A 17,472-nucleotide genomic window follows, 5' to 3' on the forward strand; every position below is an offset into this window, starting at 1 on the left:
GAGGGAGGGCGACAAGCGCACGCCCAACTCGAAACAGAATCTTCACAATCGCCCCGCGAGAGGAATCGCATGACCTTCACCGTCCTGGCACGCGATGGTCGTACGGACCTGATCGGCGCCGCCACGGCGAGCAAGTCGCTCGCCGTGGGCAACGCCGTCATCGATGTGCGGCGGGGTGTCGGCGCGGCGGCGAGCCAGGCATGGACCAATCGGGCGCTGCGGGGCCGACTTCTCGACGCGGTCGCGTCGGGATCCGCAGCGGATGCCGTCGCACTCATCCCCCGCTGGGACGACGAGCCGGCACTGCGCCAGGCCGCCGTTCTGCCGGCGGCGGGCGCGGGGGCAGCCCACACGGGTGCGGACACGTCGCCGTGGAGCGGCCACCTCGTCGAGAGTGACCTGATCGTCGCCGGCAACCTGCTGACGGGCGAAGACGTGCTCGGCGCCATGCGAGACGCATGGCTGGCTGGCGACGAAGACCCGACAATCACGCCCGCCCCCGATGCAGCCGCTTTCGCTGCGCGCCTCGTCGCCGTCCTCGCGGCGGGTGAAGCGCAGGGCGGCGATCGCCGGGGACGCCAGAGCGCCGCGGTCATGGTGACGTCGTCGGGTGTCGCCGGCGACGCGTGGGTCGACCTCCGGGTCGACGACCACGACGACCCGCTCGCGGAACTCCACCGGCTCGTGGAGCTGCGCGCGAGCGATCTGCGCCTGGATCTCAGCGCTCGAAAGGCGTGACGGCGCCGAGCACGACCGTGACGTCGTCGTGGCCGTTGGCCCACCAGTGCGCCTCGGAGCAGCCGTAGGTCACCGTGTCGCCGGTTTCGAGCCGCACGCGACGCTCGCCCTGCGCGACGATGAGCACCCCGCGCTCGACCGTGACCGTCTCGGTGCCGATGTGGCGGAACGGACGGCTTTCATTGCTGAATCCGACCGGTAGGGTCGACCGGATCAGCTGGAGCATCGATTCGCCCCGCGGCGTCAGCAGCTCGCGGACCGACTGCTGATCGGCGGGGATATCGGCGATCGGCGGCATCCGGTGCCCCTGGCCGGCGGCCACGACGGCGAGCTCCCCCGCCGGCTCGTCGAGCAACTGGCCGACCGGCACACCGAGGGCACCCGCGAGTCGATGGATCGACTGGAGCGACGGATTGCCCATTCCGCGCTCGAGCTGGCTGACGAGCCCGAAGCTCACTCCCGCCTTCTCCGCGAGGGCGTGCACGCTCAGCCCGAGGCGCTTACGCGAGTCACGGACGGTCGCGCCGAGAGCGCGCACCGCTTGGGCTTCGTCAGTCTCGGGAGGGCGCGTCACGCCTGTCACCCTACCGGCGACGACACCATGCGCCGGGGTGCATCACGACGACAGGGCGCCCGACCGTGTGGTCGGGCGCCCTGTCGAGAGGGGTCTGCTGATCAGCTGGCGGCAGCGAGGTTCTTCGCGACGTGCGCGTACACGGCCTTCAGCCACGAGAGCAGGAACTCTGACGTCGACTCGTTGGTGACGGTGCCGTCGTCGTCGATCAGCCCCTCGGTGAGCTGCAGGTAGCCCTCGGGCTGCGAGAGTTCGGGCGACGCGAGGAACGAGAGGATCGAGCGCAGGTGCTGCTGCGCGACGGCGGTGCCCACCGCGCCGATGGAGATGCCGATGACAGCGGACGGCTTGCCGGCGAAGCTGTTGTCGCCCCACGGACGGCTCGCGGTGTCGAGAGCGTTCTTCAGAACGCCGGGCACCGAGCGGTTGTACTCGGGGGTGACGATGATGACGCCGTCGGCCTTCTCGACCGCAGCCTTGAACTCGGCAGCCTCGGCGGGAATCGACGCGTCGTTGTCAGCCGAGTAGAAGGGCAGCGGTGCGATCGGGATCTCGGTGAGCTCGAGCCCGGCCTGCGGGGCCAGCTTGGTGAGCGCCTTCGCCAGACGACGGTTGATCGAGGTCGACGAGATGCTGCCGACGATGACGCCGACGTTGTAGGTGGTCATGGACGAAACCTCCCGGGGGATCGATTCAGTTGCATGCATTCTACGCCCCCTCGCCGACCGGCTCGCGACGCGCACGGCTGCCGCCGTACGCGCCCGGATCCGTCAGAGCGAGAACGGCACGACGAGCGCAGCCCAGGCGAGGAACGGCCCGATCAGCACGATGACCCCGGAGTACCGCAGAATCCGCTGGTAGAACGCGGGCGGGTCGACGTTCTGGGCGTTCGCGAGGACGAGCGCGCCATTGGTCGAGAACGGTGAGACGTCGACGACCTTCGCGGCGATCGCGACCGCCGAGATCGCCATCCCGCCGGCGACGGGGCTGTCCTGGATGAGCGGGAGGAGCATCGGGATCGAGATCGCGATGACCGCCGTCGACGAGGCGAACGCCGAGACGACACCGGCCATGACGCAGAGCACGAGCACACCGATGAGGGGCGAACCGAGGCTGCCGATCCCGTTCGCGACCCACTCGATCGCGCCGGCTTCTTCGACGATGCTGATGTAGGTGATCATGCCGGCGACGAGGAGGATGGTCGACCAGCTGATGCCCTCGACCGCCGCGGTGAGGTGCTTCTTTTCGATGAAGGCGATCAGGGTGCCGGCGACGAGCGCGAGGATGCCGATGTCGAGGTGGAACACCATGGCCCCGACGGCCAGCCCCAGCAGGGCGAGCAGCGTCAGAACCTGAGCCGGCGTCGTCCGCACGCGAGGGGTCTGGAGGGTCTGCGTGAGAGTGAGGACCGAGCCCTGCTCGGCGCCGCCGACGGAGATGTTCCCTGTTGCGGGCACGCGGGGTCCGGGCACCGCGCCGCCATCACCGGTGCTGCTGTCCGCAGCGCCCGGGTACGCTCCCCCGCGAAGCCGGTTCTTCCACGAGAAGAACAGCTGCGTCAGGATCGCGATCAGCGTCGAGTAGACGAACGCCGTCACGAACAGCACCATGGGCGAGAAGCCCGGGGTGTCGCCCACCATGCCGCTGACGAGCAGGCCGAGCACCGAGATCGGCGAGAGCGAACCCGCCAGCGCCCCGTACACGACGGTCATTCCCACCGGCAGCGGGTCGAGGCCGTGCTTGGCGGCGAAGCTGAGCGCGACGGGGGCGACGAGGGCGACGGCGGCCGGCGGGAACGTGCCCATGGCCGTGAGGATCGCGGCGACCCCGAACAGCACCCACGGCACCAGCGCCGTCCGGCCCCGCACGAGGCGGACGCCGCGGTCGACGATGAGGTCGACGGTGCCGTTGAGCTTCGCGACGGCGAACAGATAGGTGACGCCGACGATCGTGAGGAAGAGGTCGGCGGGGAAGCCCGCGAGCATCTGCTTCTCGTCGAGGCCGAGCACGAGCGTTCCGACGAGGAAGGTGCCGATGAATCCGAGGATGCCGATGTTGATCGGCCGCACGGTGGCGATGATGACCATCGCGAACAACGCGAGTATCGAGATGAGTTCTGGTGACATCGTTGTCTCCCAACGGGGGTTGGCGGCAGCCGGCTGCGCCTCGGCGAGGCCGGCCGCCTATCTGATCATCGGACGAGGAGGGCTTCCTCGACCAGTCCCGATGCGTGATCGGGCAGCTGCTCCAGCGGCAGGGTGACGGAGGCATCCGCCAGCCGCCGCGCCGAGCGGGTGATGCCGACCGCGGGCAGGGCGCCGTGTCGGCCGATGCGGGTGCTGACGACACCCGACGGCGTGCGAAGCGAGGTGACGTCGGCGGCGCCTCGCGCGGCCATCCTCGACACGACGGTGCCGGGAGTCGCCGCCGCCAGCGTCAGCGCGACGCTGCCGGTGATCGCAATGGCCGGGTGCGCCTTGCCCATCGACATCATCGTGACCCCGAAGTCGTGATCGTCCGCGCTGCGGGGCGACACCAGGGCGACCTTGGGCACCGCTTTGAGCGCGGCGACGGCGGTCGCCGCGAGCCCCATGCGGACGGCGCCTTCTCGACGGATACCGTCGATGCGGGCGAGCAGCTCGGGTCGCGCATCGATCTCGGCGGGCGTCTCGAGGCCGGTCAGGCCCAGCGCCGCCGCCTCGGCGATGACGACGGGCGCGCCGCCGTCGATCAGGGTCACCGGAACACCGTCGATCTCTTCCAGCGCGACGCCGGAAGGAAGCAGCCGTCCCGTGGTCCGGCCGGCCGGGTCGACGAACCAGAGCACGACCTCGAGGCCCGCGAACGGGACGCCGACGATGTGCGTGTCGCCCGACTCGTCGAACATGCCTCCGGGCGTCGGCACCTCGGCGACGATCAGCTGACCCGTGTTCGTGTTGAAGATGCGCACCGCGGTCCGATCACCGCGCGGCGCGAGCCACCCGGCGTGGAGGGCGTAGGGCGCGACGGCGGCCGAGCAGTTGCCGCAGTTGCTCGACCAGTCGACCCGGCCGTCGGCGAGACCGATCTGGGCGAAGGTGTAGTCGACGTCGGCGTCGTCTCGCCGGCTCGGCGCCAGGATGACGGCCTTGCTGGTGGTCGAGGTCCCCCCGCCGAGGCCGTCGATCTGGCGCTCGTCCGGGCTGCCGTACAGACGCAGCAGGATGTCGTCGACGGGCGCGCCGACACGCTCCAGCTCGTCGCGGCGGAACACCCAGCACTTGCTGGTCCCGCCCCGCATGAGTGTCGCCGGAATCTCCAACATGGCCGCCTCCTGAGGTGTCGGCCTCCATCGTCGCCTGCAGCTTCGTGCAGCAAAATGACCGATCACTTCACGCCCGTGAAGTGATCCTTCATACTGCTGGCGCGGAGAATCCCGGTATTCACGCGAGCGGTCCGGCCAGAAGTGTCGCCCGGGTCAGCCGTGATCGTGAAGCATCGCTTCATCCGCTTTCAGCGTGCGAGCTCTCGCCTGTACGGTGGAGGCGGAAAGCGAGGCCCCCATGCTCGATGTGCGACGACTGGCTGTCCTGGTGACGATCCTCGATCACGGGTCGCTGACCGCAGCGGCGAAGACGCTCGGGTACTCACCCTCGGCGCTCTCGCAACAGCTGCAGCGGCTCGAGCAAGAGGTCGGCCAGCCGCTGGTGCGGCGCCAGCCGCGCGGCGTCACGGCCACCGAGGCGGGCGCGCTGCTCGCCGGGCACGCCCGCTACATCCTGCGCCGGCTGCGGGCGGCGGAGTCCGAGCTGGGCGAGCTCGCGGGTCTGCGGCGCGGCCGCATCGCGGTCGGCACGTTCCCGACGATCGGCACTACGCTCATGCCGGTCGCGATCAGCCGCTTCCGGCGCGACTACCCCGATGTACGCCTCGACGTGCACAGCGCTCGGTTCGACGAACTCGTCGCCGCTCTGCAGGAGAACACGATCGGCCTGTCGCTGCTGTGGGACTACGAGTGGAACCGCATCGACGAGCCCGACCTCTCGATCACTCCTCTGTTCGAAGACCCCACGGTGCTGGTGGTCTCGCAGGACCACCGCCTTGGGCGCACCCGCCACGCGACGATGTCGATGCTCCGGCACGAGGAGTGGATCGTCCGCAAGCGCGACCACCCGGTGGCCGAGGTCCTGGAGCGCAGCTGCCGGGCCGCCGGATTCAGCCCGACCATCGCGTTCGAGGCCAACGACTACCAGGAAGCCCTCGCGATGGTGAGCGTCGGCCTCGGCGTCGCCCTCGCTCCGCGCACGGCGGTGCAGTCCGCACGACCGGACGTCCGTATCGTCGGCCTCGGCCAGGACGCACCCTCGCGGCGCGTCGTCGTCGCGCATCGCAGCGACCGCGTCCGCCCGCCCGGGGAGCGCGCGATGCACCAGATCCTCATCGACGTCGCCCGGGAGCAGCTCGTCACCGGCTGACCGCCCCCGTATGCGAAAACCGGCATCCTGATGGATGCCGGTTTCTCGTTTCGGTGGACCTGAGGGGATTCGAACCCCTGACCTCTTCATTGCGAACGAAGCGCGCTACCAACTGCGCCACAGGCCCGGAACTCCCCCACACTATCACGCAGTCGGGGCTGGTCCGTGCGCGCACAATGGAAGGATGCTCCACCCCGCGGCATCCGTCATTCGCAACGTCCGTGTCTCCGACGCCTCCGCCGTCGACATCCGCATCGCCGATGGCGTGATCGCCTCCGTCGAGCCGGCGACGCCGCAGGCGCCGTCGGCAGACGCGGGCGACACCGGCCTCGAGATCGACGGGCGCGGGATGCTCGCGCTGCCCGGCCTCGTCAACGCCCACGCCCACGTCGACAAGTCGTGGTGGGGGCTCCCGTGGCAGTCGTACGGCGGCGAGGGCGGCACCGACGGCCGCATCCGCCACGAGCGCGCCCGTCGCGACGAACTGGGAATCCCGAGCGTCGCGACGACGGCACACGTTCTCGAGCAGTTCGTCCGTCACGGCACGACCGCCATCCGCACGCACGTCGATGTCGACCTCGGCGTCGCCCAGCGCGGCATCGAGGCCGTGCGCGAAGCGGTCGCCGCGTACGACGAAGCGCTTCAGGTTCAGATCGTGGCCTTTCCCCAGGACGGCGTGCTGCGCCGCCCTGGCGTCATCGACCTGCTCGACGAGGCGGCCGCCGCCGGCGCGGACTTCATCGGAGGCCTCGACCCCGCGACGATCGATCGCGACCCGGTCGGCCAGCTCGACGCGCTCTTCCGCGTCGCCGCCGACCGCGGCGTCGGGATCGACCTGCACCTGCACGACCCCGCCGAGCTCGGCGCGTTCCAGATCGAGCTGATCATCGAGCGCACCGAGCGTTTCGGTCTCGCGGGACGCGTCAACATCGCGCACGGATTCGCGCTCGCGCAGGTCGGCGCGACGCACCGGCGCGACCTGCTCCAGGCGATGGCCGCGCTCGACATCACGATGACGACGGTCGCGCCCCTGCGCCTCCCCCAGCTGCCGCTTCACGAACTGGACGCCGCGGGCGTGCGCTTCGGCTTCGGCACCGACGGCATCCGCGACCTGTGGAGCCCCTACGGCACCGGCGACCTGCTCGGCATCGCCTGGCAGTACGCCCGCGCCTCGAGCCTCGTCCGCGACGACGACCTGCGCCGTGTGGTCGACATCGCGACGGGCGGCTCGGCCCCCTTCGCGGGACTGCCGGTCGGCCGGATGGAAGCGGGCTCGCGCGCCGACATCATTCTCGTCGACGCGGAGAACCCGATGGACGCGCTCGTGCGCACACCCGAGCGCGAGCTCGTCGTGGGCAACGGGCGCGTGCTGTTCCAGCGCTGAGTCGGGCGTCAGCCGGCCGCGCGGTGCGCGAGCAGACGCCGGACGTGATCCTCGATCTGCGCGTCGTCGACCTGACCGGTCGGCACGAATGCGGGGGTGGGTGCCTTGGCGGCCCGGCTGGCGTCGAGGGATGCCGGCGCGCGGCGCGCGGCCTCGCGCTGGATCGCCTCACCGACCGCGGCCTGGCGCAGCGCTTCGCGCGCGTCGACCTCGTCGAGCACGGCCGCGGCGCGCGAACCGGCGGAAGCAGTGAGCGGGCGGGGCAGCTCGCGCGGCGTCCAGGTGGCACGCGCGTCGGCGAACTCGAACTCGGGCACGACGGCCGACTCCGGCTCAACACGAGCGGTGACAGTCGGGGCGACGACGGCGGAGCGGGCGGCGCGTCGAGCTACCGCAGCCATGCGGTTGAGCACGACCGTGGCCACGAGCAGAGTCGCGAGGCCCGAGACCAGCAGCGCGGCCGATCCGGACGAGGTCAACATCCATCCGCCGGCGCCGGTCGCGCCAGCGGCCAGCAGAGCGACGATCGTCGTCGCGAGGCGGAGCCGACGGCGGACACGAGCCCGGTGCTCGGGCGACGTCATGCGCGCGGTGCGCGCGGCGCGCACCTCGTGGCGCGCTTCGATGAGCTGGCGGCGCTCGCTTTCGAGTCGCAGCTGCTCCTTCTCGTGCTGCACCTGACGGGCGAGCTTCTGCTGCGCCAGCGCGGTGCGCGTCGAAAGCTCGACCCGCACCTCTTCGGGCGCCTCAGCGGTCTCTGCGAGCACGCGCAGCGCCTGGTTCAGGCGGACGGCGTTGCGTTCGGCGGCGTCGTAGCGGTAACGACTGTGCCAGGACGGAAGCAGATAGACCATCCACAACGCGACCGCGACGAGGACGATCACGCCGCCGCCGAGAACCTGCCCACCCATGGGGACAACCGTACGTGGCATCCTCCGTGGTGACACTTCAGACACACCCGTGTCTGAAGTTCTTGTTCAACTTTAAGGTTCGAGACCCGCCGCGCGGCGGTCCGCGAGCGGGACGGTGGCCGCGTCGGGAGGCACAGCGCCCTCGAGCCAACGCCCGAGGACACCACGAGGCACCTCCTCTGCGACGAGCGCGAAGGCGAAATGGTCGCGCCAGTCGCCGTCGATGTGGATGTAGCGGCGGCGCAGTCCCTCGTAGCGGAATCCGAGCTTCTCGACGACGCGCAGACTCGCCCGGTTCTCGGGACGGATGCAGATCTCCATGCGGTGCAGCCGCAGCTCCTCGAAGCAGAGATCCGTCGCGAGGGCGACGGCGGTCGGCGTGATGCTCTTGCCGGCGAACCGCTCGCTCACCCAGTAACCGATCGTCGCCGACGACAGCGAACCGCGCGCGATGCCCCAGACGTTCAGCTGACCGGCGATCTGGCCCTCATGCTCCATGACGAACGGCACTCCGCTGCCGTCACGGTACTGCTGCAGCAGACGCCGGATGCCGAGCCGCATGTCGAACGACACGGGGCCTTCGGGGCTCGTCGCCTCCCATCGCTGCAGCCACGAACGGTTCGCCAGCAGCTCGGACTGCAGGGTGCGGGCGTCGCGCGGCCTGATCAGCCGTATGGCCACCGGTCCGTGGTGGCGGGGTGCGGTGGCCTCCACGCGCGTTCCCGTTCTCGTGTCAGAGGGTCCCGACGAAGTCCTTCAGCCACGGCCGCAGCTCAGGACCGAGGTCATCGCGATCGGAGGCGAGCTGAACGATCGCCTTGATGTAGTCGAGCCGGTCGCCCGTGTCGTAGCGGCGTCCGCGGAAGACGACGCCGAGCACGCCCTCGGTCGTCGCGAGCTCTTGCAGCGCATCCGTCAGCTGGATCTCGCCGCCCTTGCCCGGCTCGGTCCGCTCGAGGATCTCGTACACGTTGGGCTTGAGGACGTAACGACCGATGATCGCGTAGTTGGAGGGTGCGTCCTCCTTCTTCGGCTTCTCCACGAGCCCCGTGACCTTGACGACATCCGGGTCGTCGGTCGGCTCGACCGCCGCGGCGCCGTAGAGGTGGATCTGGTCGGGGTCGACCTCCATGAGGGCGACGACCGTCAGGCCCGAGCGCTCCTGCTCGGCGAGCATCTTCGGCAGCAGCGGGTCGCGCTCGTCGATCAGGTCGTCGCCGAGCATGACGGCGAACGTCGCGTCCCCGACGTGGGCGCGGGAACGCAGCACCGCGTGCCCCAGACCCTTCGGCTCGCCCTGACGGACGAAGTGGATGTCGGCGAGGTCGGACGACTCCTGCACCTTGCGGAGCTTGACGTCATCACCCTTGCGCGTGAGGTTGTGCTCGAGCTCGGGGACGGAGTCGAAGTGGTTCGACAGGTTGTTCTTGTTGCGCCCGATGATGATCAGGACGTCATCGATGCCTGCCTGGGTCGCCTCTTCGACGACGTACTGGATCGCCGGCTTGTCGACGACGGGCAGCATCTCCTTCGGCATGGCCTTCGTGGCGGGAAGGAAACGGGTGCCGAGGCCTGCGGCGGGGATGACCGCCTTGATGCGCTGCTGAGACATGGGACCACCATATCGATCAGGTGCCGCAGACGAGCCCTAACGCGCACAGCCTTTACAATCGGGGGCATGTCCGACGCGATCGACAACGCAAAGCGCGCGCTGCGGGCGGACCTCCGCGAACGCCGGTACGGGATGTCGGATGCCGCGCGCGAGTCGGCCGCCGACGGCATCCGCGAGCAGCTTCGCGAGCTGGTGGCCAGAACGGGCGCCCGCTCGATCTCGTGCTACCTCTCGGCGCCGACCGAGCCGGGCACCCGCGCCTTCATCGACGAAGCCGTCGCGGCGGGAGTCCGGGTGCTCCTGCCGATCAGCCGCAACGACGGCCTGCTCGACTGGGTCGTCGCCGAACCGGGGGCCGCCGTCGCTGACGGCCTCTTCGGAGTGCCCGAGCCGATCGGCGAAGTGCTCAGCCCCATCGCCGTCAGCGACGTCGATCTGCTCGTCATCCCCGCCGCTGCGGTCGACGCCGCAGGCATGCGCCTCGGCTGGGGCCGCGGGTACTTCGACAAGACCCTCGGTTCGATGGAGAACCGCCCGCCGGTGTACGCCGTGCTCTTCGACTCCGAACTCGTCGACGAGGTGCCGCGCGATCTGCACGATCAGCCGGTCACCGGCGTCGTCACTCCCACCAGAACCGTCGTCCTCGCTCCCGAGGCGCACTGAACACCGAGGAACCATGCCCACCTACGCCTATGCCTGCAAGTCGTGCGGGCACCGCTTCGACGCGGTCCAGTCCTTCGCCGAGCCTGCTCTCACGGTCTGCCCCGAGTGCTCGGGCGAGCTCCGCAAGCAGTACGGGTCGATCGGCGTGACCTTCAACGGCGGCGGCTTCTACCGCACCGACTCGCGCGCGAGCGGGTCAGGATCGGGCGCAGCGTCGAGCACGTCAACCGGTGGCGGTGACTCGTCGTCTTCGGCATCATCGAAGTCCGAGGCGAAGTCCTCCCCCGCCGCGGCGGGTTCCTGACACCCCGGCGCGTCCGGACAGAGAGGAGAGCCATGATCAAGGGCTTCCGCGATTTCATCATGCGCGGCAACGTCATCGACCTGGCCGTCGCCGTGGTCATCGGCGGCGCGTTCACCGCCGTCGTCAACGCGATCGTGTCGAGCATCATCAACCCGCTCGTCGAGCTGTTCTACCAGCCCAACGAGGAGGGTATCGCCGGTCCGACGCTGACCGGAATCTACGGTCAGCCGGTCCCGTTCCCCCTGGGGGGACTCATCACGGCGATCATCAGCTTCTTCGCCGTCGCTCTCGTCGTGTACTTCGTGTTCGTCGTGCCGATGAACAAGTGGAAGGAGCGCCAGGCCGCCAAGGCCGGCGTCGTCGAAGAGACGGCGAAGCTCCCGACCGAGCAGGAGCTGCTCATCCAGATCCGCGACCTGCTGGAGAAGAACAACGCCGCGAGCTCCACGTCGCCCACACCCGCAGCGGCTACCGACGCCCCGCTGCGCCGTTCGCAGAACACTCCCCCGGCAGCGCCTTCCGCCTGACGGAGTCAGTAGTGCGGCGGAACCTCGTTCCGCATCCGCGCATCGTTCGGACCGGATGCCCCGGCCGCGCCCTGGGCGCCGGCCGGGGCATCCGTCGTCTCATCGGCCGGTGTCGGCTCGGCCGTGGTACCCGGAGCTGCGGTCAATCGGGCGCGACGGCGACCGACGCGCTCCACCCGTTGCCGATCAGTCGATGACATCGAGCGGCTCGGTGCTCGCATCCGCCGTCGGCGCCTCGGGCTCGACGCCCAGGATCGCCGCGACCCGTGCGGCCACACCGGCGGGATCGCTGTAGAGATCGAACGAGTGCACGCGGATGTAGTGCCATCCCAGCCGCCGCAGGATCTGCGGCCGCAACCGCAGCGACTCGCGGAGCGACTGTCCGATCGTCTCGGGGTCGCCCTCGACAACGACCGCTTTGCCGTCGCGCTGCGCGACCAGCGGAAGCAGCCCGCGGTATGCGACATCGACCGCGACGCCGAGGCGGCGGAGGTTCTGCGCGAGAGCGAGCGTCAGGGGGTCGGCGAGGTCTTCGAGGCGGGCCTCGCGGGCGCGGGCTGCGATGCCCCCGAGGATCGACATGAGCGTTGCGGCGCCATTCTCGAGGCGTCCGTCGTCGAACGCGGACGGCCGGATCGACGACACGATGACCATGGAGCGACGGGCGCGCGTCATGCCGACGGTGAGCAGACGCTCGCCGTCCGGTCCGGAGAGCACGCCGAAGTCGCTCAGGACGCGACCGTGGCGGGTGAGGCCGTACCCGAGGGAGAACACGACGCGGTCGCGGCTCTCGGCCACAGACTCCTCGAGCCCGAGGACGGCGAACGGCTCAGCCGTCTCGCGACCGACGAACTCGGCGACATCCGATCGTCCGGCGAAAGCGGCCTCGACGGCGGCGCGGATGCGGAGGGCGTGCTTCGTCGACGCGGTGACGACCATCAGCGACTCGTTCGGGCGGTTGACGGCGTGCTCGACGACGAGCGTCACGACGCGGGCGACCTCGGCGTCGGGGCTCTCCACCGCACCGGAGTCGGGGTCGGGCGCGCCGACACCGCCTTCGACGTAGTCGACGCTGAGGCTGCCTCGTCCGAGGTACGAGCCAGCCCAGGGGAACGAGACGATCTCGCCGCCGTAGAAAGCCTCGTTGACGAGCTCCGCGAGGTCTTCGCCTCCCGCGCGGTAGCTGCGCGTCAGGGTCTCGACCGGGACGATCTCGGCGAGCCGCTCGAAGACGCTGCGCTCTTCGGGGTCGACGAGGGGCTCGTCGGAGGGATCGCGGTCAGCGGCGATCTCGAACGGCGTCGGTCGCTGCGTCACCGGATCGCCGAACGCGACGACCTGCCGCCCGCGGCGGAGCGCAGCGGCGGATTCGGCGACGCTGAGGGCGCCGGCATCCGCCAGGATCACGACGTCGTAGGCGGGACGGGCGGGCAGCGTCGCGACCTCGTAGGGCGATGCGATCCACACCGGCGCGAGGGTCCGAAGCAGCTTGGGAGCGACCGCGAGCAACTCGGCGGCCGAGGCGGTGCCCTCGCGCAGCGCCGACTTCAGCGCCGCGGTCTCGTCGGCCTCATCGACGATCGCGATCTTCCATCGCGTCGCGAGTTCGGCCGCGAGCTGCTGCCCCGCCGATGCGGCGTGAGCCTCGTCGACGAGGCGGAAGTCGCGTTCGAGCCGGTCGACGACGCTGGTGTTCGCGCCGAGCAGCGCACGGTCGCTGCGGAGCATGGCCTCGAGGGCGGACTGCCACCACGCGAACTCGAACTCCGACGCGACGCGTTCCTCGGGCACATGCCGCACGGAGAGCTCGGTCAGCAGACCCTCGAGGCCCAGTGCGGCGAGCTCGCCGCGCAAAGTGGCGCGCTCGACGAGGTTGTCGAACACATCGGAGTCGGCGGCGAGTCCGGCGAGGATCCGCACGAGCTCGGGGATCGGCGTCGCGAGCAGGTCGTGTCCGGGGCCGAGAACGCGAGAGAGCTCACCGAGATCGGCATCGACGCGCTGCCACGACGTCGCGACGGCATCGAGGCCCGCGGGGATCTCGGGCACGACGCCCGCCTCGGCGAGGCGCTGCCACTGCTCGCGCTGCTTCTGCACTCGCACGAGGGCGTCGTGCATGTCGGTGACGTGCATCCCGGGACGCACGTACTCCTTGGACAGGCGGCGCAGACGGCGGCGCGTGGCGCCGTTCATCTCCGGGGTGTCGCGGCGGGTCGAGTGCGCCTCGATGAGGTCGCCCAGCGGACGCTCGAAGACGGTCAGGCTGAAGCGGTCGAGCGAGGCGCGGATGCCCTGCAGCAGACGGATGTACGCGCCGAGCTCGGCGAGCGTCGTGAACGGCCGCATCCGGGTCTGTCCGATGAGCTCATACCCGCGCTCGAGGATCTCCGGGATCTCGGTGCGGTGCAGCCGACCCGCCAGAGCGTGCGCGGCGCGTGCCTGCTCGGTCGTCTCGAACGCGACGCCGTACCAGGGCGAGTCGTCGGGACCGAAGCGGAACTCCCCCAGCCGCGCAGCGGTCGCGAGCGAAGCGGCGGCTTCAGCGCGTCGTGTCGAGAGGCGCTGGAGGGTCGCGGAATCGAACCGGGTGGCAGCCGAGGGCTGCGGAGACTCGGCGGCGATCGTCGTCAGCTTCTGCAGCACCTCGAGCGGCGAGACGCCGAGCATCGGATGCCGCTGCGTCAGCGAGACGCGATAGTCGCGCAGCACCGTGCGCAGGCGCACCAGCGCGTCGTCGATCTCACCCATCTTGGGGTGCTGCGCCTTCTCGTTCCGGGCGATCGCGCGAATGAGGTCGCGGTGGACGCCGCGAGGCGAGACGGCGAGCCCGGGCAGCCCGATGCCGGCGAGGCGGTGGCGGACGCCCTCCAGAGTGGAACGGCGGGCGCTGACCACGAGGACGCGCTTGCCTCGCCTGACCAGCTCGCCGACGGCGTTAATGATCGTCTGCGTGCCCCCCGTGCCCGGGAGCGTGTGGACGACGAGCGACTGCCCCGCGACGATACGGTCGAGGACGCCTTCCTGCTCGGCGTCGGCGTCGAGCAGCAGGCGGTCGGATGCGGGCGGGCGGTCGTCCGAGGGAACGGCGTCGGGCACCGGGTACCGCGTCGCGATAAGAGCGCGGTCGTCCTCGTGGCCCGCGAGCGCATTGAGCACGGGCACGTCGAGGTCGGCGGCGTCGCGTTCCGCGCGGGCGGCGACATCGGCGAACGTCGAGACGATCAGGCGCGGCTGCACGGTGAACGTGTCGACATGCGCCGTCAGGGCGCGGAGGTGGTCGATGACGGGCTGCGGCTTGAAGACGCCGCCGTCGTACGCGAGCGCGGCCAGCCCGCGCCGGTCGAGGTCGATACCGAAATGCGTGCGGGCGATCTCGACGAGCTCGGGGTTGACCGAGAAGGAGCCGTGGAGCTTGAGATCGAAGTCGCCGTGATGACGGCGGATGGCGAGCGGTCGCAGGAGGACGGGCGCGTTGTAGGTGAGTCCCCCGGCACGCCACGAGGCGAACCCGACGCCGAGATGGACGGTGTCGAGGCCGCGCGTCGTGCGGAGCTCGACGTCTTTCGCGGTGATGCGCCCGGCCGCGAGCCGTGCCGTGCGCAGTCCGACCTCGTCGCGGAACAGGTTCGACAGCAGCGTCGACCGGCCCGTGATGAACTGCGGCAGACTGCCGGGATGCGCCTTGGTGATGTCGATGCCGACGTCGTCGGAGGCGATGTAGTGCAGCAGCGTCGACCGGCCGCCGAGCTGAGCCGCCTGCACGCGGATGCGCTCGCGCTCCGGGTCGGCGACGTGCGCGACGGCGACGTCCTCTTCGGCGACGTCGAGCTGCGCCGGGGTCACCGATTCGACCCGAACCTCGTCGGCTGCGTCCGGACGGACGGCTCCTCGATCTCCTCGCCACACAGCACACACCCTAAGCGGCGCGACCGCATCCGACACTCAGGCGCCGCCGAGTTTCGCGCTATTGCCGACACGCCGGAGGATCGGCGTTTCCTCCCCAGCCTTCCCGCCGGCGATCTCCTCCCCCGGTTCGCTGACCCCGCCCGTCGTGCGCGAGGCCGCCCGAGATGATGGAGCAATGATCGACGCAGCTTTCGCGGTGCACGCCACGCCGATCGGCGACGCCCTCCTCGTGGTGACCGGAACCGGCCTGGTGCACCTCGACATCCTCGACCGCCCCGCCGACATTGCCCTCGTCGACCTCGCTCCCGCCCTCGGAGCGTTGCCGGTGCACGATCCCGGCGCGACCGCCGATGCCGCGGCAGAGCTCGACGCCTACTTCGCGGGACGGTTGCAGCGCTTCCATACCCCGATCGACTGGCTGCTCGCGCCGACCGGATTCGCCGGCGAGGCGCTGCGCGCCGTCTGCGACGTCCCGTACGGCGAGGTCGCGACGTACGGCGAGATCGCGATCGCCGCCGGCTCGCCGCGTGCGCACCGTGCCGTCGGATCGGCCTGTGCGCGGACACCGATCTCGATCGTCGTGCCCGCCCACCGCGTGGTCCGCAGCGACGGAGCGATCGGCGAGTACGGCGGCCACCCCGAACGCAAGCGCTTCCTGCTCGACCTCGAGAGCGGTGCAGGCTCCGGCCGCGTGTAGGCCGCGCCGGAACGACGACGGCCCCGGGCAGCGCACGCCCGGGGCCGTCGTTCGATCGGCGGTGTCACTCCCTCTAGTGGTCGACCGCCTTCTCGGCGCCGTGGCCGGTGAGGGATCGCACGTCCATCTCGGCGGCCTTGACCGGGTCCTCCTGGCGGCGCTCGGTGACCGAGCCGAGCCAGCCGAGGAAGAAGCCCAGCGGGATCGAGACGATGCCCGGGTTGTTCAGAGGCCAGATCGCCGTGCCGACGTTCTTGAACACGCTCGTCTCGGTACCCCAGAACACCGGCGACAGAACGATGAGGATGATGGCTGCCGCCAAGCCGCCGTACATGCTCCACACCGCGCCGCGCGTGGTGAACCTCCGCCAGAACAGCGAGTAGATGATCGTCGGCAGGTTCGCCGACGCAGCGACCGCGAACGCCAGGGCGACGAGGAAGGCGACGTTCTGTCCCTGCACGCCGATACCGCCGACGATCGCGAGGATGCCGATCACGATCACCGTGCGACGGGCGACCTTGACCTCGCCGTCCGGCGGCACATCGCCCTTCTTGACGACGTTCGCATAGATGTCGTGCGCGAACGAGGCCGCCGCGGTGATGGTGAGACCGGCCACGACCGCGAGGATCGTCGCGAACGCCACCGCCGAGATGAAGCCGAGCAGCAGGGGGCCGCCCAGCTCGAGGGCCAGCAGCGGGGCCGCGGAGTTGACGCCGCCGGGCGCCGATGCGATGCGCTCGGGGCCCACGAGCGCACCCGCGCCGTAGCCCAGGACGAGAGTGAGGAGATAGAACAGACCGATCAGCCAGATCGCCCACACGACCGAGCGCCGGGCCTCCTTCGCCGTCGGCACCGTGTAGAAGCGCATGAGCACGTGCGGCAGGCCCGCGGTTCCGAGGACGAGCGCCACGGCGAGCGAGATGAAGTCCCACGGGTTGGCGCCGTACTGCAGGCCGGGTCCGAGGATCGCCTCGCCCTTCGGCGACGCGGCGACCGCGCTCTCGAGCAGGGTGTTGAGGTTGAACCCGTTGATCGCGAGCACCCAGATCGTCATCACGAGCGCGCCGCCGATGAGGAGGAACGCCTTGACGATCTGCACCCAGGTGGTGCCCTTCATGCCGCCGATCAGCACGTAGACGATCATCAGCACACCGACGACGGCGACCACGATCGACTGCCCGACCTGCTCGGTGATGCCCAGCAGCAGCGAGACGAGCCCGCCGGCACCTGCCATCTGCGCGAGCAGATAGAAGAAGCACACGGCGAGCGTCGTGATGGCGGCCGCCATGCGCACCGGCGTCTGCTTCAGCCGGAACGACAGGACGTCGGCCATCGTGAACTTGCCGGTGTTGCGCATCAGCTCGGCGACGAGCAGCAGGGCGACGAGCCAGGCCACGAGGAATCCGATGGAGTACAGGAAGCCGTCGTAGCCGTTGATCGCGATCGCGCCGCAGATGCCGAGGAAGGATGCCGCCGACAGATAGTCACCCGCGATCGCGAAGCCGTTCTGCGGACCGGTGAACGAACGGCCCGCGGCGTAGTAGTCCGCGGCGGTCTTGTTGTTGCGGCTGGCGCGGATGACGATGAACAGCGTCACGGCGACGAACGCACCGAAGATCGAGATGTTCAGCACCGGATTGTTGTCGACCGTCTCGCCCGCCGCGACGACGGCCGCTCCGACGCCGTGCACCGCTTCCCAGAA

16 protein-coding genes and 1 tRNA gene are annotated in these 17,472 nt (G+C 70.2%); 7 read left to right on the forward strand and 10 right to left on the reverse strand.

All coding sequences use genetic code 11. The features are described from left to right. The first annotated feature begins 69 nt into the window (after positions 1 to 69). On the forward strand, positions 70 to 738 hold the full coding sequence (locus C1N74_RS09915) for a DUF1028 domain-containing protein (RefSeq protein WP_071917962.1): 669 nt from the start codon (positions 70 to 72) through the stop codon (positions 736 to 738). Here C1N74_RS09915 and C1N74_RS09920 read toward each other — a convergent pair. From C1N74_RS09920 to C1N74_RS09935, 4 genes are all read right to left on the reverse strand, one after another. Next, positions 719 to 1,312, reverse strand: a complete 594-nt coding sequence (locus C1N74_RS09920; RefSeq protein ID WP_023954621.1) for a helix-turn-helix domain-containing protein — start codon at positions 1,310 to 1,312, stop codon at positions 719 to 721. The genes C1N74_RS09915 and C1N74_RS09920 overlap by 20 nt on opposite strands. A gap of 101 nt (positions 1,313 to 1,413) precedes the next feature. After that, entirely contained in the window at positions 1,414 to 1,980 is a 567-nt protein-coding gene (locus C1N74_RS09925) for an NADPH-dependent FMN reductase (protein WP_137750446.1), read from the reverse strand. 102 nt (positions 1,981 to 2,082) lie between these two features. After that, positions 2,083 to 3,438: an SLC13 family permease gene (locus C1N74_RS09930; RefSeq protein WP_088380084.1), complete on the reverse strand. Its 1,356-nt coding sequence runs from the start codon at positions 3,436 to 3,438 to the stop codon at positions 2,083 to 2,085. 65 nt (positions 3,439 to 3,503) lie between these two features. Further along, positions 3,504 to 4,616: a PrpF domain-containing protein gene (locus C1N74_RS09935; RefSeq protein ID WP_137750447.1), complete on the reverse strand. Its 1,113-nt coding sequence runs from the start codon at positions 4,614 to 4,616 to the stop codon at positions 3,504 to 3,506. 238 nt (positions 4,617 to 4,854) lie between these two features. On the opposite strand from C1N74_RS09935, the gene C1N74_RS09940 reads away from it, so the two are divergent. Continuing rightward, complete coding sequence (locus tag C1N74_RS09940) at positions 4,855 to 5,766, forward strand: LysR family transcriptional regulator (protein WP_137750448.1); 912 nt, start codon at positions 4,855 to 4,857, stop codon at positions 5,764 to 5,766. A gap of 54 nt (positions 5,767 to 5,820) precedes the next feature. Here C1N74_RS09940 and C1N74_RS09945 read toward each other — a convergent pair. Beyond that, positions 5,821 to 5,893, reverse strand: a tRNA-Ala gene (locus tag C1N74_RS09945). A 57-nt stretch (positions 5,894 to 5,950) separates the two neighbouring features. On the opposite strand from C1N74_RS09945, the gene C1N74_RS09950 reads away from it, so the two are divergent. Then, complete coding sequence (locus C1N74_RS09950) at positions 5,951 to 7,150, forward strand: amidohydrolase family protein (protein ID WP_137750449.1); 1,200 nt, start codon at positions 5,951 to 5,953, stop codon at positions 7,148 to 7,150. A gap of 8 nt (positions 7,151 to 7,158) precedes the next feature. Here C1N74_RS09950 and C1N74_RS09955 read toward each other — a convergent pair whose 3' ends face one another. The 3 genes from C1N74_RS09955 to galU all read right to left on the reverse strand — a co-directional run bounded on the left by C1N74_RS09955 (position 7,159) and on the right by galU (position 9,673). Continuing rightward, the gene (locus C1N74_RS09955) at positions 7,159 to 8,061 is read right to left on the reverse strand and encodes a large exoprotein (protein ID WP_137750450.1); all 903 of its coding nucleotides are present in this window, start codon (positions 8,059 to 8,061) and stop codon (positions 7,159 to 7,161) included. Between the two features lie 72 nt (positions 8,062 to 8,133). Further along, on the reverse strand, positions 8,134 to 8,775 hold the full coding sequence (locus tag C1N74_RS09960; RefSeq protein WP_137750451.1) for a GNAT family N-acetyltransferase: 642 nt from the start codon (positions 8,773 to 8,775) through the stop codon (positions 8,134 to 8,136). A gap of 19 nt (positions 8,776 to 8,794) precedes the next feature. Next, complete coding sequence (gene galU, locus C1N74_RS09965) at positions 8,795 to 9,673, reverse strand: UTP--glucose-1-phosphate uridylyltransferase GalU (protein WP_023954639.1); 879 nt, start codon at positions 9,671 to 9,673, stop codon at positions 8,795 to 8,797. 66 nt (positions 9,674 to 9,739) lie between these two features. Here galU and C1N74_RS09970 point away from each other — a divergent pair, with 66 nt between their 5' ends. From C1N74_RS09970 to mscL, 3 genes are read left to right on the forward strand one after another with little or no spacing between them, the layout of a single operon-like run. Beyond that, complete coding sequence (locus tag C1N74_RS09970; RefSeq protein ID WP_023954641.1) at positions 9,740 to 10,336, forward strand: 5-formyltetrahydrofolate cyclo-ligase; 597 nt, start codon at positions 9,740 to 9,742, stop codon at positions 10,334 to 10,336. A 13-nt stretch (positions 10,337 to 10,349) separates the two neighbouring features. Next, positions 10,350 to 10,640, forward strand: a complete 291-nt coding sequence (locus C1N74_RS09975; protein WP_023954643.1) for an FmdB family zinc ribbon protein — start codon at positions 10,350 to 10,352, stop codon at positions 10,638 to 10,640. A 32-nt stretch (positions 10,641 to 10,672) separates the two neighbouring features. Further along, positions 10,673 to 11,167 carry a large conductance mechanosensitive channel protein MscL gene (gene mscL / locus C1N74_RS09980; protein WP_137750452.1) on the forward strand — a complete coding sequence of 165 codons (495 nt, stop codon included), beginning with the start codon at positions 10,673 to 10,675 and terminating at the stop codon, positions 11,165 to 11,167. A 186-nt stretch (positions 11,168 to 11,353) separates the two neighbouring features. Here the strand turns inward: mscL and C1N74_RS09990 are convergent, their stop codons facing one another. Beyond that, positions 11,354 to 15,082 (reverse strand): ATP-binding protein, encoded by a 3,729-nt coding sequence (locus C1N74_RS09990; RefSeq protein WP_064954939.1) that lies wholly within the window; start codon positions 15,080 to 15,082, stop codon positions 11,354 to 11,356. Positions 15,083 to 15,248: 166 nt separating this feature from the next. Here C1N74_RS09990 and C1N74_RS09995 point away from each other — a divergent pair, with 166 nt between their 5' ends. Further along, complete coding sequence (locus tag C1N74_RS09995) at positions 15,249 to 15,770, forward strand: methylated-DNA--[protein]-cysteine S-methyltransferase (protein ID WP_137750453.1); 522 nt, start codon at positions 15,249 to 15,251, stop codon at positions 15,768 to 15,770. Between the two features lie 73 nt (positions 15,771 to 15,843). On the opposite strand, the gene C1N74_RS10000 is transcribed toward C1N74_RS09995, so the two are convergent. Further along, the gene (locus C1N74_RS10000) at positions 15,844 to 17,460 is read right to left on the reverse strand and encodes a cation acetate symporter (RefSeq protein ID WP_036306006.1); all 1,617 of its coding nucleotides are present in this window, start codon (positions 17,458 to 17,460) and stop codon (positions 15,844 to 15,846) included. Between the last annotated feature and the right edge of the window lie 12 nt (positions 17,461 to 17,472).

This window comes from Microbacterium sp. SGAir0570 (assembly GCF_005491085.2).
Lineage (GTDB): Bacteria > Actinomycetota > Actinomycetes > Actinomycetales > Microbacteriaceae > Microbacterium > Microbacterium arborescens.

Coding starts and splice junctions, on each gene's coding strand:
- C1N74_RS09995 (WP_137750453.1), top strand. CDS start 15,249: ATGATCGACGCAGCTTTCGCGGTGCACGCCACGCCGATCGGCGACGCC.
- C1N74_RS09975 (WP_023954643.1), top strand. CDS start 10,350: ATGCCCACCTACGCCTATGCCTGCAAGTCGTGCGGGCACCGCTTCGAC.
- C1N74_RS09930 (WP_088380084.1), bottom strand. CDS start 3,438: ATGTCACCAGAACTCATCTCGATACTCGCGTTGTTCGCGATGGTCATC.
- C1N74_RS09955 (WP_137750450.1), bottom strand. CDS start 8,061: ATGGGTGGGCAGGTTCTCGGCGGCGGCGTGATCGTCCTCGTCGCGGTC.
- C1N74_RS09970 (WP_023954641.1), top strand. CDS start 9,740: ATGTCCGACGCGATCGACAACGCAAAGCGCGCGCTGCGGGCGGACCTC.
- C1N74_RS09925 (WP_137750446.1), bottom strand. CDS start 1,980: ATGACCACCTACAACGTCGGCGTCATCGTCGGCAGCATCTCGTCGACC.
- C1N74_RS09940 (WP_137750448.1), top strand. CDS start 4,855: ATGCTCGATGTGCGACGACTGGCTGTCCTGGTGACGATCCTCGATCAC.
- C1N74_RS09935 (WP_137750447.1), bottom strand. CDS start 4,616: ATGTTGGAGATTCCGGCGACACTCATGCGGGGCGGGACCAGCAAGTGC.
- C1N74_RS09915 (WP_071917962.1), top strand. CDS start 70: ATGACCTTCACCGTCCTGGCACGCGATGGTCGTACGGACCTGATCGGC.
- galU (WP_023954639.1), bottom strand. CDS start 9,673: ATGTCTCAGCAGCGCATCAAGGCGGTCATCCCCGCCGCAGGCCTCGGC.
- C1N74_RS09950 (WP_137750449.1), top strand. CDS start 5,951: ATGCTCCACCCCGCGGCATCCGTCATTCGCAACGTCCGTGTCTCCGAC.
- mscL (WP_137750452.1), top strand. CDS start 10,673: ATGATCAAGGGCTTCCGCGATTTCATCATGCGCGGCAACGTCATCGAC.